A 16,581-nucleotide genomic window follows, 5' to 3' on the forward strand; every position below is an offset into this window, starting at 1 on the left:
CTCACCCAGGCCGACCTCGACACCGTCGCCGACCAACTCAACACCCGCCCCCGCCACACCCTGAACTGGCAGACTCCAGCCCAGCGGCTCAACCAGCTGCTCGTTGCAACCACCACTTGAGCCTGCCCAGGGCGACCCAGAAGGTTGATGATCATGGGAGGACGGGGCGTATGGGCGATACTGGCGGCATGGGCGTCGACGTCGTGACCGAGGTCGTCATCGCCAGGCCGCCGGACGAGGTCGCTGCCTACGCCGGCGACCCGTCGAACGCGCCCGAGTGGTACGCGAACATCGACTCGGTGCACTGGCAGACCCCGCCGCCGGTGGGCGTGGGATCGCGACTGGACTTCGTCGCCCGGTTCCTCGGCCGGACGCTCGCCTACACCTACGAGGTCGTCGAGCACGGCCCGGGGCGTCTGGTCATGCGGACGGCGCAGGGACCGTTCCCGATGGAGACGACCTACACGTGGGAGCCCGCGGGCGACGGCGGGACCCGCATGACGCTGCGCAACCGTGGTGAGCCGGCCGGGTTCGCCAAGGTCGCCGGCCCGGTGCTGGCGGCGGCGATGCGGCGCGCGAACGAGAAGGACCTCGCCCGGCTCAAGCGGCTGCTCGAAGCCGGCCGATGACGGACGCTCAGTTCGACGAGGACGTCCGTGCCGAGGGCGAGCCGGAGCGTGAGTTCCACGCCGGTGTCGCCGCACGGCTACCGCGCAAGACCGCGGCCGGCGGGGCGCTGTTCCGCGACGAGGCCGGGCGGATCCTCTTCCTCGAGCCGACCTACAAGCCCACGCTGGAGATCCCCGGCGGCAACTGCGAGGCCGACGAGTCGCCGCTGCGGGCCTGTTGCCGAGAGGTGCGCGAGGAGCTCGGCGTCGACCTTCCCGTCGGCCGCGCGCTGGTGGTCGACTGGGTCCCGGCCAGCGGCCCCTGGCTCGACAAGATCGTCTTCGTGTTCGACGGCGGCGTGCTGGACGCCGCGACGACCGCCCGCATCACCGCCGACCCGGTCGAGGTCCGCGGGCTCGTGTTCCTCCCGCTCGACGAGGCAAGTCGCCGGCTCCGTCCGTCGATGGCCCGCCGGCTGGCGACCGCACTGCTGGCGCTGGAGTCCGGCGAGACCCTGTACGCCGAGTTCGGCCGCCCGGCCGGCTAGGACGTGGGCGTCCGCGCCACGTGGACGTCGAACGCGCTGGGCGCGGTGGTCCGGGCGTAGGTGAACAGCGTGGCGTCCAGGCTGATGTCGCCGGGGAACACGTCCTGCCCGAACTCGTACGTCGCGACGTCGGCGCCGGTCAGCGTGCTGGTGAAGGTCAGCGTCCGGCGCGGCGCGACGAGCCGGTGGGTGAGCGCCAGCGTGCCGTCGTCGGTCACGTCGGACACGCCGTCGTAGAGGTCCAGGTCGAGCGAGCGCTGCACGGCGCCGCTCGGCATGCTCACCAGCCGGATCCCGGTGGGCACACCGGGCAGGATGCGCTTGGTCCACAGCCCGGCGCCGTCCGGCGTCCAGCGGACCAGCAGGTTGCCGTCGGCCAGCGACAGCGTGGAGGCCCAGGTGTCGGTGCGGAACACCCGCACTCCGGGGACCGCGCGACCGTCGGCCACGACGCGGTCGTTGGCGGCGAGGAACCGCCCGTCCGGCGAGAAGCGCACCCCGGCCGTCGTGGCGGGCACGGTCAGCAGCCTGACGCGGGCGCCGTCGGACACCCGGTGGACGTGTACCTGGCCGCCGCGTTCGTAGGACCGGGCGTCCATCGCCGCGATGGTCTGCCCGTCCGGCGCGAAGTGCAGGCTGTCCAGCTCCCGGGCGGCCGACGTCGGGATGGACCGCACCAGCGCGCCGGTCGAGACCCGGTAGAGGCGGATCGTCCGCACGGTCGCCCCGGAACTGGTGTCGGTGACGGTGGCGGCGATGGTCTGGTTGTCCGCCGACAGCGCCACGGCGTGGAACTTGAACGGGCTGGTCACGACGCGGACGACGGCGCCGGTGCCGGCCTGACGGAGCTCGAGGCGACCCCCGGCGGCGGTGTTCCCGGCGGACAGGACGAGGGTCCCGTCGTCGGAGAAGAGCGCCCAGGACTGGCCGGGGGCGGTCCAGGCCTCGGTGGGGGTCGTGGCGACGGCCGGAGTGCTCTGGCCCGCGAGCGCGACGGCGACCGCGATCATCAGGGGAATCAGACGACGGAGGATCATGTCAGTACCTCGGATCGTTGCCGGGTTCGGTGCTGATCTTCAGGTCGAGCGCGTCGGCCACCTGGCCCCAGTCGACGTAGGAGAAGTTGGTGGCGTCGCGCTCGGGGTCGGTGCCGGGACCGGTCTCCGGCTCGTCGTGGGTGACCAGCAGGCCCTCGCGGTAGTCGCCGACGACGCGGTTGGTGACCGCGAGGCCGTCGGACCCGTTGACGTCGTCGACGCCGTCGCCCTCGACGCGGAAGGTGCCGAGCGAGCGGTTGTGACCCAGCGTGGAGTAGACGGCGAACCGGTCGTCGCCCTGGCTGGAGACGATGACGTAGCCGACCCGGCCGCGCCCGTAGTAGACGTCGACGCCCTCCGCGTCGGCGACCAGGTTCGGCCCGCCGAGGCCGGGCTGGTCCGGGTCGGCCGGGACGCACTCCTCAGTCTCCTGGTCGTACACGTCATGGACGCCGAAGTCGGCGACCGTGTCGATCAGCCGCGGCTCGCCGGAGCCCAGCGGCAGCGGGATCCGCCACAGGCCGACGTCCTCCTGCGTCGCGTACAGCACACCGGTGCGCTGGTCGACGGCGACGCCTTCCAGTTGCGGCTCGACGCCGGGCTCCTCGCACGGCGTCCAGGTGCCGCCGCCGGGGAGCGGGAAGCTGCCGGGCAGCTCCAGGTGCTCGACGCCGGTGTAGGCGACGGTGCCGTCGCTCCGCGGAGTGATCCGGGCCGTCGCGATCGTCGTGGCGCCCTCCTGCGTGACGACGGCGTACGTCTCGGCCTCGCTGGGCTGCCACACCGCGACGCCGTACGCCGTCTGCTCGTCGTCGACCGTCGCGCGGTCCGGGCTGAACAGGAACTCCTGCTCCGAAGCCGTGACCTCGCGCAGCGGCGTCGCGGCCCGGGACCCGGCCGGGTCGATGGTGAAGAACCGCAGCTGGTCGTTGTACCGGTCCGACACCACCGCGACGTCGACCGTGCGGCCGCCGACGCTCAGCCCGTAGGCGATGTCGACGTTGTTGTACCGCCCGTCCACGCCGTCGGCGCGCGGCGCCGGTGTCGCCGGCAGCGACTGCAGCTCACGCGAGTCCAGGTCGTAGACGCGCAGCCCGCCCTCCTTCGCCGTCACGACGACGATCGACCGGTCCGAGCGGCTCGGATGCACCCAGATCGCCGGGTCGTCGCCGGACGCGTTCCCGCCCTCATCGTCGTCGTACAGCACGGGCGTCTCGTTGTCCGTGGTGACGACGTCGGGCTGCGGCACGAGCGCGAAGAGGAGCGGGGCGACGGCGGCGAGGGCGGCGGATCGGCGCATGATCGGGAGCCTGCTCCCGCAATCTTGCCGCCCGCGTGGCCGGTGAGCGAACGGTCGGCGAACACGTCCGGTCCTACGCTGGTCAACGTGCTGATCGTGCTGCCGCCGTCGGAGACGCAGGCGTGGCCGGAGAGCGGCGCCGGCCTCGACCTGGCGGGGCTGTCGTTCCCCGAGCTGACGTCCGCGCGCGGGCAGGTGCTCGACGCGATGGTGCGGACGAGCCGGCTGCCGGACGCGGTGCGCCGGCTGGATGCGCCGGCCGGTGCGGCGGCGGAGGTCGCCCGCAACGTGGGGGTGTGGACGGCGCCCACCGTCGCGGCCGGGCGCCTGTACCGGGGGGTGCTGTACGCGGCGTTCGACCCGGCGACGTTGGCCAGGGAGGCGGCGCGGCGAGTGGTCATCGTGTCGTCGCTGTTCGGGGCGTTGCGCCTGAGCGATCGGGTGCCCGCGTACCGGCTGGGAATCTGCGCGCGTCTGGACGGGCTGGAGGCGCCGGGGCTGGAGGCGTTCTGGCGCGGCCGGCTCGGCCCGGTGCTGACGGACGCGGCCGGCGACGGCGTCGTCGTCGACCTGAGATCGAGCAGCTACACGCCGGTGTGGCGGCCGGGGCCGGAGCTGGCCGGGCGCTGGGTGCTGCTGCGCGTGCCCGGCTCGCCGCATGCCGCCAAGGCCGCCCGCGGCCGGGTCGCCCGGCTGCTCAGCGAGGAGCCGGAGGAACCGCGCGACGTGACAGAGGTGGCGGCCGTCGTGGGCGCGGCATTCGACGTCGAGCTGCACGCGCCGGCACGGGCGCGGGCGCCGTGGATGCTGGACGTGCGAGCGGTGGCGCCGGTTCGGTGAGCTGCACGACCGCGTGAATTTCGGCGACCGTTGCGGTAGGTGGACCCCGCCCGGCTGGGTGGGTCACCCAACCCTACGGGCGGGCACCGACAGTGGCGATCGCGGCGGCCGTGGTGGGGACGGCGTTCGACGTCGAGCAGCACGCGCGGCGGCGCGGGGCGCGGGCCCCGTGGGTGCTGGACGGCGGCCGGTGGCGCCGAGCCGGTGAGCTGCAGGCCGCGTGACTTTCGGCGACCGGTGGTGGTAGGTGGACCCCGTCCGGCTGGGTGGGTCACCCAACCCTATGGGCGGGCACCGACAGTGGCGTGCGTGGCGACCGTGGCGGCCGCCACGAACGCGGCAACCGGCGACGGCGGATGCGGAGGCGACGGCCGTTGAGCGGCGTCGGGTGAGCGGCGTGGGCAGCCGGTCACGGCCGCCGGCACCGGCCGAGCGCCGGCGGTTGCATCACCAGCGACGAGCGTCCGGGTCAGGCGAGCAGGAACGTCCGCAGCGCGGCGCGCAGCCGCTCGTCGTCGGCGGCCTGGTCCGGGTACTCGGTGTGGCCGGCGCCCAGCACCACCAGTTGCTTCGGGCCGGGGATCGCGTTGTGGACGGCGAACTGGCCGGGAGGCGGGACGGCGGGGTCCCAGAGCGCCGGTGCCACCAGCATCGGGATCCGCAGCCGCCGCGCCGCCGTCGCCGCGTCGAAGAACCGCAGCACCTCGCGCGCCTCCGGATGCCGGGCGACGTGCTGACGGACGGCCTCGCCGCTGCCGGTGCACGGCATCGTGAGGCGCAGGTCGTGGTTGCCGAAGCTGGGCACCGTCAGCGCGCCGCGGTCGAACCGGTCGTCCCAGGGCAGCGCCAGCGCGCCGATCCCGCCGCCGAAGCTGGCGCCGGCATGACCGACCCGGGACAGCGACGGCACCAGCGTCAGCAGCGCTGACGCAGCGCACCAGACGTCGGCGACGCTGCCGCCGTGCACGTACGTGTCGCGCGACCCGATCCCGTGCAGCACGTGCTCGGCGCCGACGGCCGGGATGCCGGGGACCAGACCGCGCGACGGCAGCCCGCGCGACGCGGCGAAGAGGACGGCGGCGCCGGGCAGCGCGAGGTCCTCGTCGGGCTCGTCCCGGCCGCCGTAGCCGTGCCCAACGACGACAGCGCGCGAGACGACGCCGTCCGGCGGCAGCCACAGCCAGCCGCCCAGCCGCACGCCGTCGAGGGAGGTGAACTCGGCGTCGTGCCAGCCGGGACGCCCGGGCACCGGCCGGACGACCGGCTCCGGGTCGACCGCGAGCGCCCGCGCGTACAGCGCCGTCCAGAACTCGGCGAACCCGTCCGGCTCGTCCGGCGCCCCGGCGGCCAGCAGCGCGTCGAGGTCGTAGCCGTAGGTCGCGTCGAAGGCGTCCGGACCGAACCACGTGTCGTATGGGGTGCGCACGGTTCGCGACCCTAGCCGGTGCGGTCCGCGACCCGGGTGCTGTCCCGCTCGATCAGCGTGTGCGGGACGACGATCTGGGTGGCCGGGCGGTCCGGCTCCTCGATCCGCCGGACCAGCTGCTCCAGCGCCTTGGTCGCGATGACGTCCTTGTCCAGGGCGACGGTGCTCAGCGACGGGATCGCGTACCGGCCCTCCTCGATGTCGTCGATGCCGACGATCGCGACGTCGTCGGGGATGCGCCGGCCGGCGTCCTGGACCGCCCGCATCGCGCCCATCGCGAGCAGGTCGGAGTAGCAGAAGATCGCGTCCGGCGGAGTGTCCAGCGTGAGCAGCCGGCGGGCCGCGTCGTAGCCGTTGCGGCGGTGGTACTGCGCGGCCGGCACGACGAGGTCGTCGTCGGGCTGGAGGCCGGCGTCGGCCAGCGCGCGCAGGTAGCCGGCGGTGCGCTGCCGGGGCGTGCGGTACGTCTCGCGCGGCTGCACGCCGACGGCGGCGATGCGGCGCCGTCCGGTCGCGACCAGGTGCGTCGTGGCCTCGTGTGCGGCCCGCTCGTTGTCGATGGCGATGTGGTCGAACCGGCCGGTGAACGTGTGCTCGCCGAGCAGGATCATCGGCAGGACGGTGGCAGCGTCGATGCCGTCGATCTCGTCCTGCGTGACCAACGGGCTGAACAGGATGCCGTCGAAGAGCATGGTGCGATCGCTGCCGGTGAGCAGCTGCCGCTCCCGTTCGTGGTCGTGCCCGGTCTGGTCGATCATCACCCGGTAGCCGTGCGCCGACGCGACGTCGATGACCGCCCGGGCCAGCTCGCTGAAGTAGGGGACGTCGATCTCGGGGACGATCAGCGCGAGCAGGCCGGTGCGCCCAGTGCGCAGGTTGCGTGCGACGAGGTTGGGCCGGTAGCCCAGCTCGTCGATGGCGGCCAGGACCCGGCGCCGGACGTCGGCGCTGACGTGCGTGTAGTCGTTCACGACGTTCGACACCGTGCGGGGCGACACCTTGGCCAGCCGGGCCACGTCCTTCACGGTGACCTGGCTCATCCCCGACCTCCCGCTCGACCGCCGCCGTCCATGATCCCGACAAGGATAGCTTTTGCCACGTGGAAAATTGCGCTACATTCTTTGCCACGTTGCAAATCTGCTGGTGGTTCACACAAAGGAGTGTCATGAAGCGCACCCAGCTCCGCCGGCGGGCCGTCGCGGCCGCCGCCGGTCTGACGGCGGTCGTGCTGGCCGCCTGCGGCCCCGACGTCAGCTCCGGGCCGGAGTCCGGCGGCACCGGCACCGGCCCGTCCGAGGGCACGCTGGCCGCGCCGGACACCGACGCGCCGTCCGGCGAGATCACCATCTGGGACCGCTCCGGCGACCTGTTCGAGGTCTTCGACGGCGTCATCGAGCGGTTCAACGAGCGCTACCCCGACATCGTCGTGCACCACGAGGCCGTCGACATCGACACCAAGCTGCCGACCACGCTGGTCGCCGGCGCCGACGTGCCGGACGGGGTGTTCCTCGACGACGCCAAGGTCGCCGGCCTGTCCGACCACTTCTACGACCTGTCGGCCGTGCTGGAGCCGTATCTCGGCGACATCGCCGCGCAGAAGGCCGAGGTCAACACCGTCGACGGGCGCATCTACGGCGTGCCGTGGGACCTCAACCCCGGCCTGCTCTACTACCGCGCCGACATCCTCGACGAGGCCGGCATCGACCCGGCGTCCATCGAGACCTACGACGACCTGTTCGCCGCCGCCGAGCAGCTGAAGGCGGCCCGGCCGGACGCCGCGCCGATCCATCTGGAGAAGGAGCCGTTCCTCGGCCAGCTCTGGCTGGAGATGTTCGCCAGCCAGCTGGGCACCAGCCTGGCCGACGAGGACGGCGAGCTGCGGCTGGACTCGCCCGAGTACCTGCAGATCCTCACCTGGCTTGACGAGGTGAACAAGGCCGGCCTCGGCACCCGCGCGGAGTACCTCGGCCCGGCCGACCTCGCGACGCTGGAGAGCGGCCAGCAGGTGTTCGTCCCGTGGGCGATCTGGTGGGACTTCGCGCCACAGCAGCTGCTGCCGCAGACCACCGGCCAGTGGCGGGCGATGCCGCTGCCGGCGTGGACCGACGGCGGCGCTCGCAGCGGCGCCATGGGCGGGTCGAGCTTCGTCATCCCGCGCGACGGGCAGAACCCGGAGCTGGCGTGGCTGTTCTACGAGTTCCTGGTGTTCGACCCGGAGGGCTTCCAGGCCGTCTACGGACCCAACGCGATCTACCCGGACGGCCTCAACACGTCGGTGCCCAGCTACGCGCCGGCGGCCGACCCGGCCACGCCGCTGTTCGGGCCGCTGGCCGCGCTCGGCGGGCAGGACCTGTGGCCGGTCGCGATCGAGGCCGGTGAGCAGATCCCCGGCGGGACGCCGATCCCGAGCTGGTGGGCCGGCGCCGTGGACTACCTCGGCGACAACCTGCAGCGGATGTTCGACGGCGAGCTGACACCGGAGCAGGTGATCGCCGAGTCCACCGAGCAGATCCAGACCAACCTGGTGGACCGCGCGTCGTGACGATCACCCGCAGCGCGGCGCCGGCCCGGCGACCGTCCGGCCGCAGGCCGACGGCCAGCCGGCGACCGTCCGGCCGCCGGCTGGCGCCGTACGCGTTCGTGCTCCCGTTCGTGGTGCTGTTCCTCGCGTTCGGCGTCTACCCGCTGATCTACACGTTCCGGCTCAGCTTCACCTCGTGGAGCGGGTCCGGGCCGGCCCAGTGGGTCGGCTGGGACAACTACACGTACCTGCTCGGCAGCGACGCGTTCTGGTCCTCACTGGCCGACTCGGCGGTGCTGTGGCTGCTCATCGTGCCGGCCCAGGTGGTGATCGCGCTGATCGCCGCGGTGCTGCTGAACAACGCGAAGCTGCGGATGCGCGGCTTCTACCGGACGGTCGCGCTGGTTCCGTTCGTGACGCCGCTGGTGGCGATGGCGCAGATCTGGATCGTGGTCTTCGACGCGGACTACGGCGCGGTGAACCGGCTGCTCGGCGCCGCCGGGCTGCCGCAGCTGGACTGGCTGACGTCGACGACGTGGGCCAAGCCGACGCTGGCGCTGCTGTTCCTCTGGAAGACGACCGGGTTCGCGATCGTCATCCTGCTGTCCGGGCTGCAGTCGATCCCGGCGTCGGTGTACGAGGCGGCCGAGCTCGACGGCGCGTCCCGGACCCGGCAGCTGGTCAGCATCACCGTGCCGCTGGTCCGCCGGGTCGTGCTGTTCCTCGTCGTCATGCAGACGCTGGCGGTGTTCCAGATGTTCGCCGAGCCCTACGTCGTCACCGGCGGCGGCCCGTACGGCTCGACGACCACCGCCGGCCTCTACCTCTACGAACATCTCGGCCGGTCCGACCTCGGCACCGGCTCGGCCAACTCGTTCCTGCTGGTGGCGCTCGTGATGCTGATCTCCCTGCTGTTCGTCCGGCTGCTGCGGGAGCGGGACTGATGCGGCGGGCGAGCCGGCCCGCCATCGGGTCGCACGTGTTCCTGATCGTGCTGACGGCGGCGTTCCTCGCGCCCGTCGTGTGGGCGGTGCTGTCGTCGCTGAAGGAGCCGGCGACGATCATCACAGACCCGCTCGGCGTCGACCCCGGGTCGTTCACGCTCGGCAACTACAGGGCGATGTTCGAGGACGTCCCGATCGGCTCCGGCTTCCTCAACACCGCGATCGTCCTGGTGCTCAAGGGCGGGCTGACGCTGTTCTTCGCACCGCTCGCCGGGTTCGCGTTCGCCAAATACCGGTTCGCCGGGCAGAACGTGATCTTCGGCGCCGTCCTGCTCACGCTCATGCTGCCGACGATCGTGCTGGTCGTGCCACTGCTGCTGCAGATGCGCGAGCTGGGCTGGGTGAACACCTACCAGGCGCTGGTGCTGCCCGGCGCCGTCGACGCGTTCGCGATCTTCTGGATGAGGCAGGTCATCGCGGCCGTGCCGGACGAGTTGCTGGACGCGGCCCGGGTCGACGGGTGCGGCGAGTTCCGCATCTACGTCTCGATCGTGCTGCCGGTGATCCGGCCCGGGCTGGCCGGCCTCGCCGTGCTGACGGTGATGAACATCTACAACGACTTCGTCTGGCCGGTCGTGGTCACCTCGCAGGAGTCCATGCAGACGCTCCAGGTCGTGCTGGCGACGCTGGCGCAGAACATCACCGGCAACCGCATCGGCGCGGACTTCGCCACCGTCTGGGGCGAGCTCCTGGCGGCCAGCTCGATCGCGCTCATCCCGCTCCTCGTGGTGTTCGTGCTGCTGCAACGCCACTTCATCAACGGCATCCTCGCCGGCTCGGTCAAAGGCTGACCGCGCCCGACCGCTCGACGAAAGGCACCGACCCGTGACGCACCCGCACGAGTTCCCCCGCCCGGACCGCGACCGCTCGGCGGCCTGGCTCCCGCTCGACGGACGGTGGGAGTTCCGGCCCGACGAGACCGCCGAGGCGAGCGGCCCCGACGACCTGCCGTCCGGCCCGTGGGCGGAGTCGATCGTCGTGCCGTTCGCCTGGGAGACACCGGCGTCGGGCGTCGGCCGGACCTGGCTGGAGACGGCCTGGTACCGGACGACGGTGACCGTCCCGGCCGCGTGGGCCGGACAGCAGGCGTTCCTCTGCTTCGGCGCGGTGCACCACGAGGCGCTCGTGTGGGTGAACGGCGTGCCGGTGGGCCGGCACACCGGCGGCTACACGCCGTTCGAGCTCGGGCTCGGCGACGTCGCGGCGCCGGGGGAGCGGGCCGAGATCGTCGTACGGGTGCATGCGCCGGCGGACAAGCGGGAGATCCCGCACGGCAAGCAGCGCTCCATCCCGCGCGACGACTACGACGGCGTCAGCTTCACCCCGACGTCGGGCATCTGGCAGCCGGTCTGGCTGGAGCGCCGGCCGGCCACCCACGTCGAGGCCGTCGAGCTGCGCGGCGACTCGCTCACCGGCATCGACGTGACGGTCACGGCGACCGGTCCGGCCGCCGCCGGCGCCGTCGTCACCCTGCACACTGAGAGCGTCGTCGCGCAGCTGACCTGCGACGCGACCGGCGTCGCCCGGGGCCGGCTGGCGCTGGACGCGCCCCGCCTCTGGTCGCCCGCGGACCCGCACCTGTACCGCGTCGACGTCACGCTGCGCACCGCCGGCGGCGTCGACACGCTCGCCGCGCACACGGGCCTGCGCCGCGTCGGCTCCGACGGGACGCGGCTGACCCTCAACGGCGAGCCGCTCTACGTCCGCGGCGTCCTCGACCAGGGCTACTGGCCCGGCACCGGCCTCACGGCGCCGGACGTCGAGGCACTGCGCGCGGACCTCCGGCTGGCCGCCGCGGCCGGCTACAACCTCGTCCGCAAGCACCTGAAGTTCGAGGACCCGCGCTGGCTGCACGAGGCCGACCGCGCCGGGATGCTCGTGTGGGCCGAGCCCGCCAGCACGAGCCGGTTCACCGACGCCGCGTGCGCGGCGTTCGAGGACCAGCTGGCCGCGATGGTCTGCCGCGACGGCAACCACCCGTCCATCGTCGTGTGGGGCCTCTACAACGAGGAGTGGGGGCTGGACTGGGACATCCCCGGCGACGAGCGCAAGCGCGAGGCCGTCCGCCGCGCCTACGACCTGCTCGCCGCGCTGGACCGGACCCGCCCGATCGTCGACAACTCCGGCTGGACGCACGTGCGCACCGACCTGGTGGACTGGCACCACTACGACGAGGACCCGGTCTCGTGGGCGCGGACCGTCGCCGCCCTGGCGGCCGGCGAGCGCGCCGACTTCCCCGTCCGGCTCGGCCCGGACCACGTCGAGCACAAGGCGATCTACGCCTCCGACGCGGTGCCGAGGTCCGGCGTGCCGTTCCTCAACAGCGAGTACGGCGGCGGCTTCACCAGCCTGGAGCGCGGCTGGCACCTGCGCTGGCAGACGCAGGAGCTGCGACGGCACGACCGCATCGCCGGCTACGTCTACACCGAGCTGGCCGACGTCGAGCACGAGAGCGCCGGGCTGCTGGCCGCGGACCGGTCGGCGAAGGACCTCGGCGGCTTCGACCCGGCGATCGTCAACGCGGTCACGACGCTCGTCTTCGACGTCGAGCCGCTGGCCGCCGGCACCGACCTCGCGCCCGGCGACGCCGAGTTCGAGGTCCCGGTGCGGGTGTCGCACCACGGTCCCGGGTCGCTGCACACCACAGTCCGGGCCGCGTGGGCCCCGGCCGGCGCACCCCGTCCCGGCGCCGACACGAAGCCGGACCTGGAGTCCGCGCCGCTGACCGCCGAGCCGTTCGCGCTCAGCGAGCCGGTGCTGCTGCGCACCGCACTGCCGGACGGGTGGCGCACCGGCCGGCTGTGGTGCTGGACCGACGGCGACGACGCGGCCGGCTTCCTCGACGTCGGCTACGTGGAGCCGGCTCGCTGAGCGCCGATGCCGGCCCAGAACCTCTCCGTGTCGTTGAGGTGCGGGTACGGCTCGGCTGGGACGGTGACGCCGAGGAAGTCGCACAGCGGTCCCCAGCCGGCGCCGGGCGTGACGACGAGCAGCCGGTCCGGGTCGACGTCGCGGATGACAGCGGCGTTGTGGCGCTCGTACCTGCCGATCGCGGCCGCCCGGTCGGCGAACCGGCCGCCGAAGAAGCCGTCCCAGATCACCTTGCGGTGCAGGTCGGTGAAGACGTCCAGGCCGGGAACGGTGCGCCGCGCCGCTGACACGCGCTCGTCGGCCGGGCCGTCGCCGAACATCCGGTAGATCGTCCGCTCGACGCTGTCGTACCAGGCCTCCGCCTCGCGCACCGTCAGAACGACCCGCGCCTCCGGGAACGCCTCGGTGAGCTGTCGCCAGAACGCCGCGGCCGGCCAGTCGACGGTGGACCGGTAGCCGGCCAGCACCGCCGTCCAGTCCACCGGCCGGCCGGCCGCCGCGGCCTCCCACAGCGGCAGCCGGCCCGGATGGTCAAGCAGGTGCCGGCCGTGGAAGCACGGCCCACGGCCCAGCCGCTCCAGCGCGGCCTTCAGCGAGAGCGTGCCCGTGCGTCCGACCCCGACCCCGATCACCTTCACGGCTCCACCCGATCTCCGACCGTCTCCCCCGGCGAGTTGTTGTACGCGAAACCGGATCGAAGGGATTGCGCCGCGTGCGCGCCTGCTCACCGGCGAGGACGCCGGAAAAGTCCGGTTCCGGCCCGTTTGCGGCGAGAGCCAGGTGGTAACCGATCAGAGTCGAGTTCTCGGCCGTGCAGGAGGGGTCATGCCGAACCAACGGGAAGCCATCCGGAAGGCCGTCGTCGAGGCGCTCATGCGCAAGGTCGCGGCGGACCAGTACCCGTCGGCGACGATGCTCGACTACATCGAGGCGCTGCTCACCGACGACGACGTCGCCGACTATGTCGCGCTGCTGATCGAGCGCGTCGACGAGGACTACTACCCGAGCATTCCGATGCTCCAGCGGCTGCTGCGGCTGGCCGCCTGACCGGCATCGGCGCTGGGCGGCCGTCGTTTGCGACAGCCTCCTCCGGGTACGCGCAGCGAATACCCACAAAGATCTACAAACCCCTACAAAGGGAGCGCGTCATGAACACGGCCACCCGGGTCGCCGCAGCGGCGGCCGCCGGCTACGTCCTGGGCCGGAGAAAGAGACTCAAGCTGGCCATCGCGGTCGGCAGCATGCTGGCCGGCAAGCGGCTGGCCACCGACCCGCGCGGCATGGTGCGGCAGGCCGGCGAGTTCGTCGAGAGCCGCCCCGAGCTGGCGAAGCTCTCCGACCAGGTCCGGACCACGCTGTACACGGCCGCCCGCGGCGCGGCGACCGGCGTCGTCGGGCAGCGCATCGACAAGTTCAGTGACTCCATCCGCGACCGCTCGGACCGGCTGACCGGCGCGCTCACCGAGCGTGTACCCGTCGGCGGCTCCGACCGGAGCGAGGAGCCCGAGGAGCCCGAGGAAGAGGAGCGGCCGCGGCCCCGCAAGCGGGCGGCCAAGAAGGTGCCGGCCAAGCGCTCGGCGTCGGCTCGCAAGGAGGCCCCGGCCCGCAAGGAGGCGCCGGCCCGCAAGGAGGCGCCGGCCCGCAAGCGGACGGCGAAGAAGAGCACGTCCGGCCGGTCCCGCTCCGGATCGAGGAAGTGACCCATGGCGCGCACCGACACAGACGCCCGTCCTGACCAGAGCATGCGCGGACTGCTCGACGAGCTGCCGCTGGACCGGCTCAAGGACGAGGCGAAGCATGGGCTGACGTCGCTCGGCGAATGGGCCATCCAGTCCGCCGGCGAACGCATCGGCAGGGCGACAGACAAGCTCGACGACATCGCCGCCGGCGGCCCGATCGGCGCCGCCGCGCTGGCGGGCGCGGCGAAGGGCGGCCTGCCCGGCGCGGTCAAGGGCGCCGTCGGCGGCGTCAAGGACAAGGTCGTCGGCGCGTTCTCGCGGAGCTCGAACGAGGGCACGAAGGGCGACAGGGCGACCCGCTCGACCAACATCGTCGAGGAGATCGACATCGGCGCGCCGGTCGACGTCGTCTACAACCAGTGGACGCAGTTCCAGGACTTCTCCGGCTTCATGAAGAAGGTCGAGAGCGTCGAGCAGAAGAGCGACGAGAAGGTCGACTTCAAGGCGCAGGTGCTCTGGTCACACCGCACCTGGTCGGCGACGATCCTCGAGCAGGTGCCGGACGAGCTGATCGTCTGGCGCTCGAGCGGCGACAAGGGTCACGTCGACGGCGCGGTGACGTTCCACGAGCTGGCGCCGCGGCTGACCAGGGTCGTCATCGTGCTCGAGTACTACCCGCAGGGCCTGTTCGAGCGCACCGGAAACCTATGGCGGGCGCAGGGCCGCCGGGCCCGGCTGGAGCTCAAGCACTTCCGCCGCCACGTCATGGTGCACCTGCTGCGCGACCCCGACGAGGTCGAGGGCTGGCGCGGCGAGATCCACGACAGCCAGGTCGAGGAGACCGACGAGGAGGCGCGCGAGCGCGAGGCCGCCGAGGCGGAAGAGGCCGAGGAGTACGAGGAGGAGGAGCCCGAGGAGGCCGAGGACCTCGCCGACGAGGAGTACGAGGAGGAGGAGCCCGAGGAGGAGCCCGAGGAGGAGCCCGAAGAGGCCGAGGACCTCGGCGAAGAGGAATACGAGGACGAGGAAGAACCGGCCGAGGACGACGAGAGCGAGAGGTGATGGCATGACCATGGTCAACCAACGACGCTCCGGAGGGGGTCAGCTGCAACGGCCCTCGTCCAGCGGGCTGGCCGACGTCGTCGACATCATCCTGGACAAGGGTCTGGTGATCGACGCGTACGTGCGGGTCTCCCTGGTCGGCATCGAGTTGCTGACCATCGACGCCCGCGTCGTCGTCGCCAGCGTCGACACCTACCTGCGCTTCGCGGAGGCGACCAACCGGCTCGACCTGTACGAGCACGGAGGCAAGGACCTCACCGAGCTGATGGGTGACGGCGTGCACCAGGCCGCCAGGGGCAAGACCTCCGGCGCCATCGAGGGCATCAAGGAGGCCTTCACCGGCGGCGGCGACGAGGAGGAGGACGAGGAACGGCGCCGGCCGGCCAAGAAGGCGCCGGCTCGCCGCCGAAGGAGCCAGAGCGAATGACCCTGACGGATTCGGGAGCCACGATGGACGACCGTACGGCCGGCCCGGCCGCGCTGACGGCGCAGTACGTGTATGCGATCGTTCCGGCCGGCACGTCCGTGCCGGACGACCTGACAGGGATCGACGACAACGGCATCGAGCTGATCGCGCACGGCCCCGTGGCCGCCGTCGTCGGCAAGGTCGAGACGGATCGGGCCTTCGGCCTGCGCGACGACCTGCTGGCGCACAGCCGGGTCACGGACGCGCTGGCGGGACGGTGCGCGCTGATCCCGGTGCGGTTTGGCGCCGTCGTCACCGACACCGACGCGGTCGTCGGCGAGCTGCTCGCGCCGAACGTGGACTACTTCGCGGACGTGCTCGACGATCTGGCCGGTCACCGGCAGTACGTCGTCCGGGCCCGCTATGACGAGGAGGCCGTTCTGGCCGAGATCGTCCGGGAGGAGCCGGAGATCGCCGCGCTGCGCGACCACACTCGCGACCTCGCCGTCGAGGCGAGCTGGACCGAGCGGCTCCGGCTCGGCGAGCTGGTGGCCCGGGCGCTGGAGATCAAGCGCGACATCGACAGCGCGGCCCTGCTGGACCTGCTCGTGCCGCACTGCGGCGCCTGGAACATCCGGGCCGCCGGCGAGGTGGACCACCTCGTCGACGTCGCGTTCCTGGTCGCCGACGAGCAGCTGGAGGCGTTCGAGCAGGCCGCCGAGCAGGCGGCGCGTGACCTGGCCGGTCGCGGCCGGGTCCGGCTCGTCGGGCCGATGGCGCCGTACGACTTCGTGCCGGGCGACGACCGATGGGTCTCCTGACCGGGCTGGTCACCTGGCCACTGGCGCCGGTCCGCGGCGTCGTGGCGATTGCCCGGCTGATCGGTGAGGAGGCCGAACGGCAGTACCACGACCCGGTCGCGATCCGCGCGGCGCTGGAGCAGGTGGACGCGGACCGGGCCGCCGGGCTGCTGTCCGAGGAGGAGGCCGCGGCGATGGAGGACGAGCTGATCGGGCGGTTGCTGTGAAGGCGACGGAGGCGGTCGCGCGGGCGGTCGAGCAGCTCGAGGAGCTGAGCGGGCGCACGGCCGAGTCCGTCATCGGCATCGAGCGGAGCGACGACGGCTGGCAGGTGCGGGTCGAGGTGCTCGAGCTGGAGCGGATCCCGCACTCGACCGACGTGATGGCCGAGTACGCCGTCGACCTGGACTCCGACGGTGACCTGACCGGCTACCGGCGCGTGCGGCGCTACTCGCGCGGCGCGTCGAGGGAGGACTGAC

Annotated in this window: 20 protein-coding genes and 1 pseudogene; 16 read left to right on the top strand and 5 right to left on the bottom strand. The window is 72.6% G+C overall.

The genetic code is table 11. The features are described 5' to 3' along the window. The 3 genes and pseudogenes from C1I92_RS34845 to C1I92_RS10470 form a co-directional block, all read left to right on the top strand. Positions 1 to 120: pseudogene (locus C1I92_RS34845) on the top strand (IS30 family transposase); the annotation flags it as partial. 68 nt (positions 121 to 188) lie between these two features. Next, positions 189 to 629, top strand: a complete 441-nt coding sequence (locus C1I92_RS10465; protein WP_111254611.1) for an SRPBCC family protein — start codon at positions 189 to 191, stop codon at positions 627 to 629. Continuing rightward, on the top strand, positions 626 to 1,156 hold the full coding sequence (locus C1I92_RS10470; RefSeq protein WP_111254612.1) for an NUDIX domain-containing protein: 531 nt from the start codon (positions 626 to 628) through the stop codon (positions 1,154 to 1,156). The genes C1I92_RS10465 and C1I92_RS10470 overlap by 4 nt, the downstream gene beginning before the upstream one ends. Here the strand turns inward: C1I92_RS10470 and C1I92_RS33760 are convergent. Then, a complete protein-coding gene (locus tag C1I92_RS33760; protein WP_158564083.1) occupies positions 1,153 to 2,166 on the bottom strand; it encodes a WD40 repeat domain-containing protein in 1,014 nt (337 codons plus the stop codon). The two genes, C1I92_RS10470 and C1I92_RS33760, sit on opposite strands and share 4 nt — an antisense overlap. A 28-nt stretch (positions 2,167 to 2,194) precedes the next feature. Continuing rightward, positions 2,195 to 3,493 (bottom strand): phytase, encoded by a 1,299-nt coding sequence (locus tag C1I92_RS10480; RefSeq protein ID WP_111254614.1) that lies wholly within the window; start codon positions 3,491 to 3,493, stop codon positions 2,195 to 2,197. Between the two features lie 87 nt (positions 3,494 to 3,580). Between C1I92_RS10480 and C1I92_RS10485 the strand changes: the two genes are divergently transcribed. Together C1I92_RS10485 and C1I92_RS35265 are read left to right on the top strand one after the other, a co-directional pair. Further along, complete coding sequence (locus C1I92_RS10485; protein ID WP_158564084.1) at positions 3,581 to 4,333, top strand: YaaA family protein; 753 nt, start codon at positions 3,581 to 3,583, stop codon at positions 4,331 to 4,333. Positions 4,334 to 4,425: 92 nt separating this feature from the next. Further along, complete coding sequence (locus tag C1I92_RS35265) at positions 4,426 to 4,557, top strand: hypothetical protein (RefSeq protein WP_267896735.1); 132 nt, start codon at positions 4,426 to 4,428, stop codon at positions 4,555 to 4,557. Between the two features lie 245 nt (positions 4,558 to 4,802). Here the strand turns inward: C1I92_RS35265 and C1I92_RS10490 are convergent, their stop codons facing one another. Together C1I92_RS10490 and C1I92_RS10495 are read right to left on the bottom strand one after the other, a co-directional pair. Further along, on the bottom strand, positions 4,803 to 5,759 hold the full coding sequence (locus C1I92_RS10490) for an acetylxylan esterase (RefSeq protein ID WP_111254615.1): 957 nt from the start codon (positions 5,757 to 5,759) through the stop codon (positions 4,803 to 4,805). A gap of 11 nt (positions 5,760 to 5,770) precedes the next feature. Continuing rightward, positions 5,771 to 6,799, bottom strand: a complete 1,029-nt coding sequence (locus C1I92_RS10495; RefSeq protein ID WP_111254616.1) for a LacI family DNA-binding transcriptional regulator — start codon at positions 6,797 to 6,799, stop codon at positions 5,771 to 5,773. A gap of 125 nt (positions 6,800 to 6,924) precedes the next feature. Between C1I92_RS10495 and C1I92_RS10500 the strand changes: the two genes are divergently transcribed. Genes C1I92_RS10500 through C1I92_RS10515 form a run of 4 tightly spaced genes read left to right on the top strand, consistent with a single transcriptional unit; the run spans position 6,925 to position 12,155 of the window. Then, positions 6,925 to 8,301 (top strand): ABC transporter substrate-binding protein, encoded by a 1,377-nt coding sequence (locus C1I92_RS10500; RefSeq protein WP_111254617.1) that lies wholly within the window; start codon positions 6,925 to 6,927, stop codon positions 8,299 to 8,301. Further along, complete coding sequence (locus C1I92_RS10505; protein ID WP_199521114.1) at positions 8,298 to 9,224, top strand: carbohydrate ABC transporter permease; 927 nt, start codon at positions 8,298 to 8,300, stop codon at positions 9,222 to 9,224. The genes C1I92_RS10500 and C1I92_RS10505 overlap by 4 nt, the downstream gene beginning before the upstream one ends. Further along, positions 9,224 to 10,075, top strand: coding sequence for a carbohydrate ABC transporter permease (locus tag C1I92_RS10510; RefSeq protein WP_111254618.1), 852 nt, complete (start codon positions 9,224 to 9,226; stop codon positions 10,073 to 10,075). Before C1I92_RS10505 ends, C1I92_RS10510 begins: the two co-directional genes overlap by 1 nt. A 34-nt stretch (positions 10,076 to 10,109) precedes the next feature. After that, positions 10,110 to 12,155, top strand: coding sequence for a glycoside hydrolase family 2 protein (locus tag C1I92_RS10515; RefSeq protein ID WP_111254619.1), 2,046 nt, complete (start codon positions 10,110 to 10,112; stop codon positions 12,153 to 12,155). On the opposite strand, the gene C1I92_RS10520 is transcribed toward C1I92_RS10515, so the two are convergent. Continuing rightward, on the bottom strand, positions 12,134 to 12,793 hold the full coding sequence (locus tag C1I92_RS10520) for a sulfotransferase family protein (protein WP_111254620.1): 660 nt from the start codon (positions 12,791 to 12,793) through the stop codon (positions 12,134 to 12,136). The genes C1I92_RS10515 and C1I92_RS10520 overlap by 22 nt on opposite strands. A 187-nt stretch (positions 12,794 to 12,980) precedes the next feature. Between C1I92_RS10520 and C1I92_RS10525 the strand changes: the two genes are divergently transcribed. The 7 genes from C1I92_RS10525 to C1I92_RS10555 all read left to right on the top strand — a co-directional run bounded on the left by C1I92_RS10525 (position 12,981) and on the right by C1I92_RS10555 (position 16,580). Further along, positions 12,981 to 13,202 carry a hypothetical protein gene (locus C1I92_RS10525; RefSeq protein ID WP_111254621.1) on the top strand — a complete coding sequence of 74 codons (222 nt, stop codon included), beginning with the start codon at positions 12,981 to 12,983 and terminating at the stop codon, positions 13,200 to 13,202. A 101-nt stretch (positions 13,203 to 13,303) separates the two neighbouring features. Then, positions 13,304 to 13,855, top strand: coding sequence for a hypothetical protein (locus C1I92_RS10530; protein ID WP_111254622.1), 552 nt, complete (start codon positions 13,304 to 13,306; stop codon positions 13,853 to 13,855). Between the two features lie 3 nt (positions 13,856 to 13,858). Further along, positions 13,859 to 14,896: an SRPBCC family protein gene (locus tag C1I92_RS10535; protein ID WP_111254623.1), complete on the top strand. Its 1,038-nt coding sequence runs from the start codon at positions 13,859 to 13,861 to the stop codon at positions 14,894 to 14,896. 4 nt (positions 14,897 to 14,900) lie between these two features. Further along, positions 14,901 to 15,323 (top strand): gas vesicle protein GvpJ, encoded by a 423-nt coding sequence (gene gvpJ / locus C1I92_RS10540; RefSeq protein WP_111254624.1) that lies wholly within the window; start codon positions 14,901 to 14,903, stop codon positions 15,321 to 15,323. 23 nt (positions 15,324 to 15,346) lie between these two features. After that, on the top strand, positions 15,347 to 16,123 hold the full coding sequence (locus C1I92_RS10545) for a GvpL/GvpF family gas vesicle protein (RefSeq protein WP_158564085.1): 777 nt from the start codon (positions 15,347 to 15,349) through the stop codon (positions 16,121 to 16,123). Further along, complete coding sequence (locus tag C1I92_RS10550) at positions 16,111 to 16,329, top strand: gas vesicle protein GvpG (protein WP_111254626.1); 219 nt, start codon at positions 16,111 to 16,113, stop codon at positions 16,327 to 16,329. Before C1I92_RS10545 ends, C1I92_RS10550 begins: the two co-directional genes overlap by 13 nt. Beyond that, entirely contained in the window at positions 16,326 to 16,580 is a 255-nt protein-coding gene (locus C1I92_RS10555; RefSeq protein ID WP_111254627.1) for a gas vesicle protein GvpO, read from the top strand. The genes C1I92_RS10550 and C1I92_RS10555 overlap by 4 nt, the downstream gene beginning before the upstream one ends. The last annotated feature ends 1 nt before the right edge of the window (position 16,581 follow it).

Source organism: Jiangella anatolica, assembly GCF_003236295.1.
Taxonomy (GTDB): domain Bacteria; phylum Actinomycetota; class Actinomycetes; order Jiangellales; family Jiangellaceae; genus Jiangella; species Jiangella anatolica.

Bases quoted from the DNA above. Each gene is read 5' to 3' on its own strand.
- C1I92_RS10465 (WP_111254611.1), top strand. From the start codon at position 189: ATGGGCGTCGACGTCGTGACCGAGGTCGTCATCGCCAGGCCGCCGGAC.
- C1I92_RS10470 (WP_111254612.1), top strand. From the start codon at position 626: ATGACGGACGCTCAGTTCGACGAGGACGTCCGTGCCGAGGGCGAGCCG.
- C1I92_RS33760 (WP_158564083.1), bottom strand. From the start codon at position 2,166: ATGATCGCGGTCGCCGTCGCGCTCGCGGGCCAGAGCACTCCGGCCGTC.
- C1I92_RS10480 (WP_111254614.1), bottom strand. From the start codon at position 3,493: ATGCGCCGATCCGCCGCCCTCGCCGCCGTCGCCCCGCTCCTCTTCGCG.
- C1I92_RS10495 (WP_111254616.1), bottom strand. From the start codon at position 6,799: ATGAGCCAGGTCACCGTGAAGGACGTGGCCCGGCTGGCCAAGGTGTCG.
- C1I92_RS10500 (WP_111254617.1), top strand. From the start codon at position 6,925: ATGAAGCGCACCCAGCTCCGCCGGCGGGCCGTCGCGGCCGCCGCCGGT.
- C1I92_RS10510 (WP_111254618.1), top strand. From the start codon at position 9,224: ATGCGGCGGGCGAGCCGGCCCGCCATCGGGTCGCACGTGTTCCTGATC.
- C1I92_RS10525 (WP_111254621.1), top strand. From the start codon at position 12,981: ATGCCGAACCAACGGGAAGCCATCCGGAAGGCCGTCGTCGAGGCGCTC.
- C1I92_RS10530 (WP_111254622.1), top strand. From the start codon at position 13,304: ATGAACACGGCCACCCGGGTCGCCGCAGCGGCGGCCGCCGGCTACGTC.
- C1I92_RS10535 (WP_111254623.1), top strand. From the start codon at position 13,859: ATGGCGCGCACCGACACAGACGCCCGTCCTGACCAGAGCATGCGCGGA.
- gvpJ (WP_111254624.1), top strand. From the start codon at position 14,901: ATGACCATGGTCAACCAACGACGCTCCGGAGGGGGTCAGCTGCAACGG.
- C1I92_RS10545 (WP_158564085.1), top strand. From the start codon at position 15,347: ATGGACGACCGTACGGCCGGCCCGGCCGCGCTGACGGCGCAGTACGTG.
- C1I92_RS10550 (WP_111254626.1), top strand. From the start codon at position 16,111: ATGGGTCTCCTGACCGGGCTGGTCACCTGGCCACTGGCGCCGGTCCGC.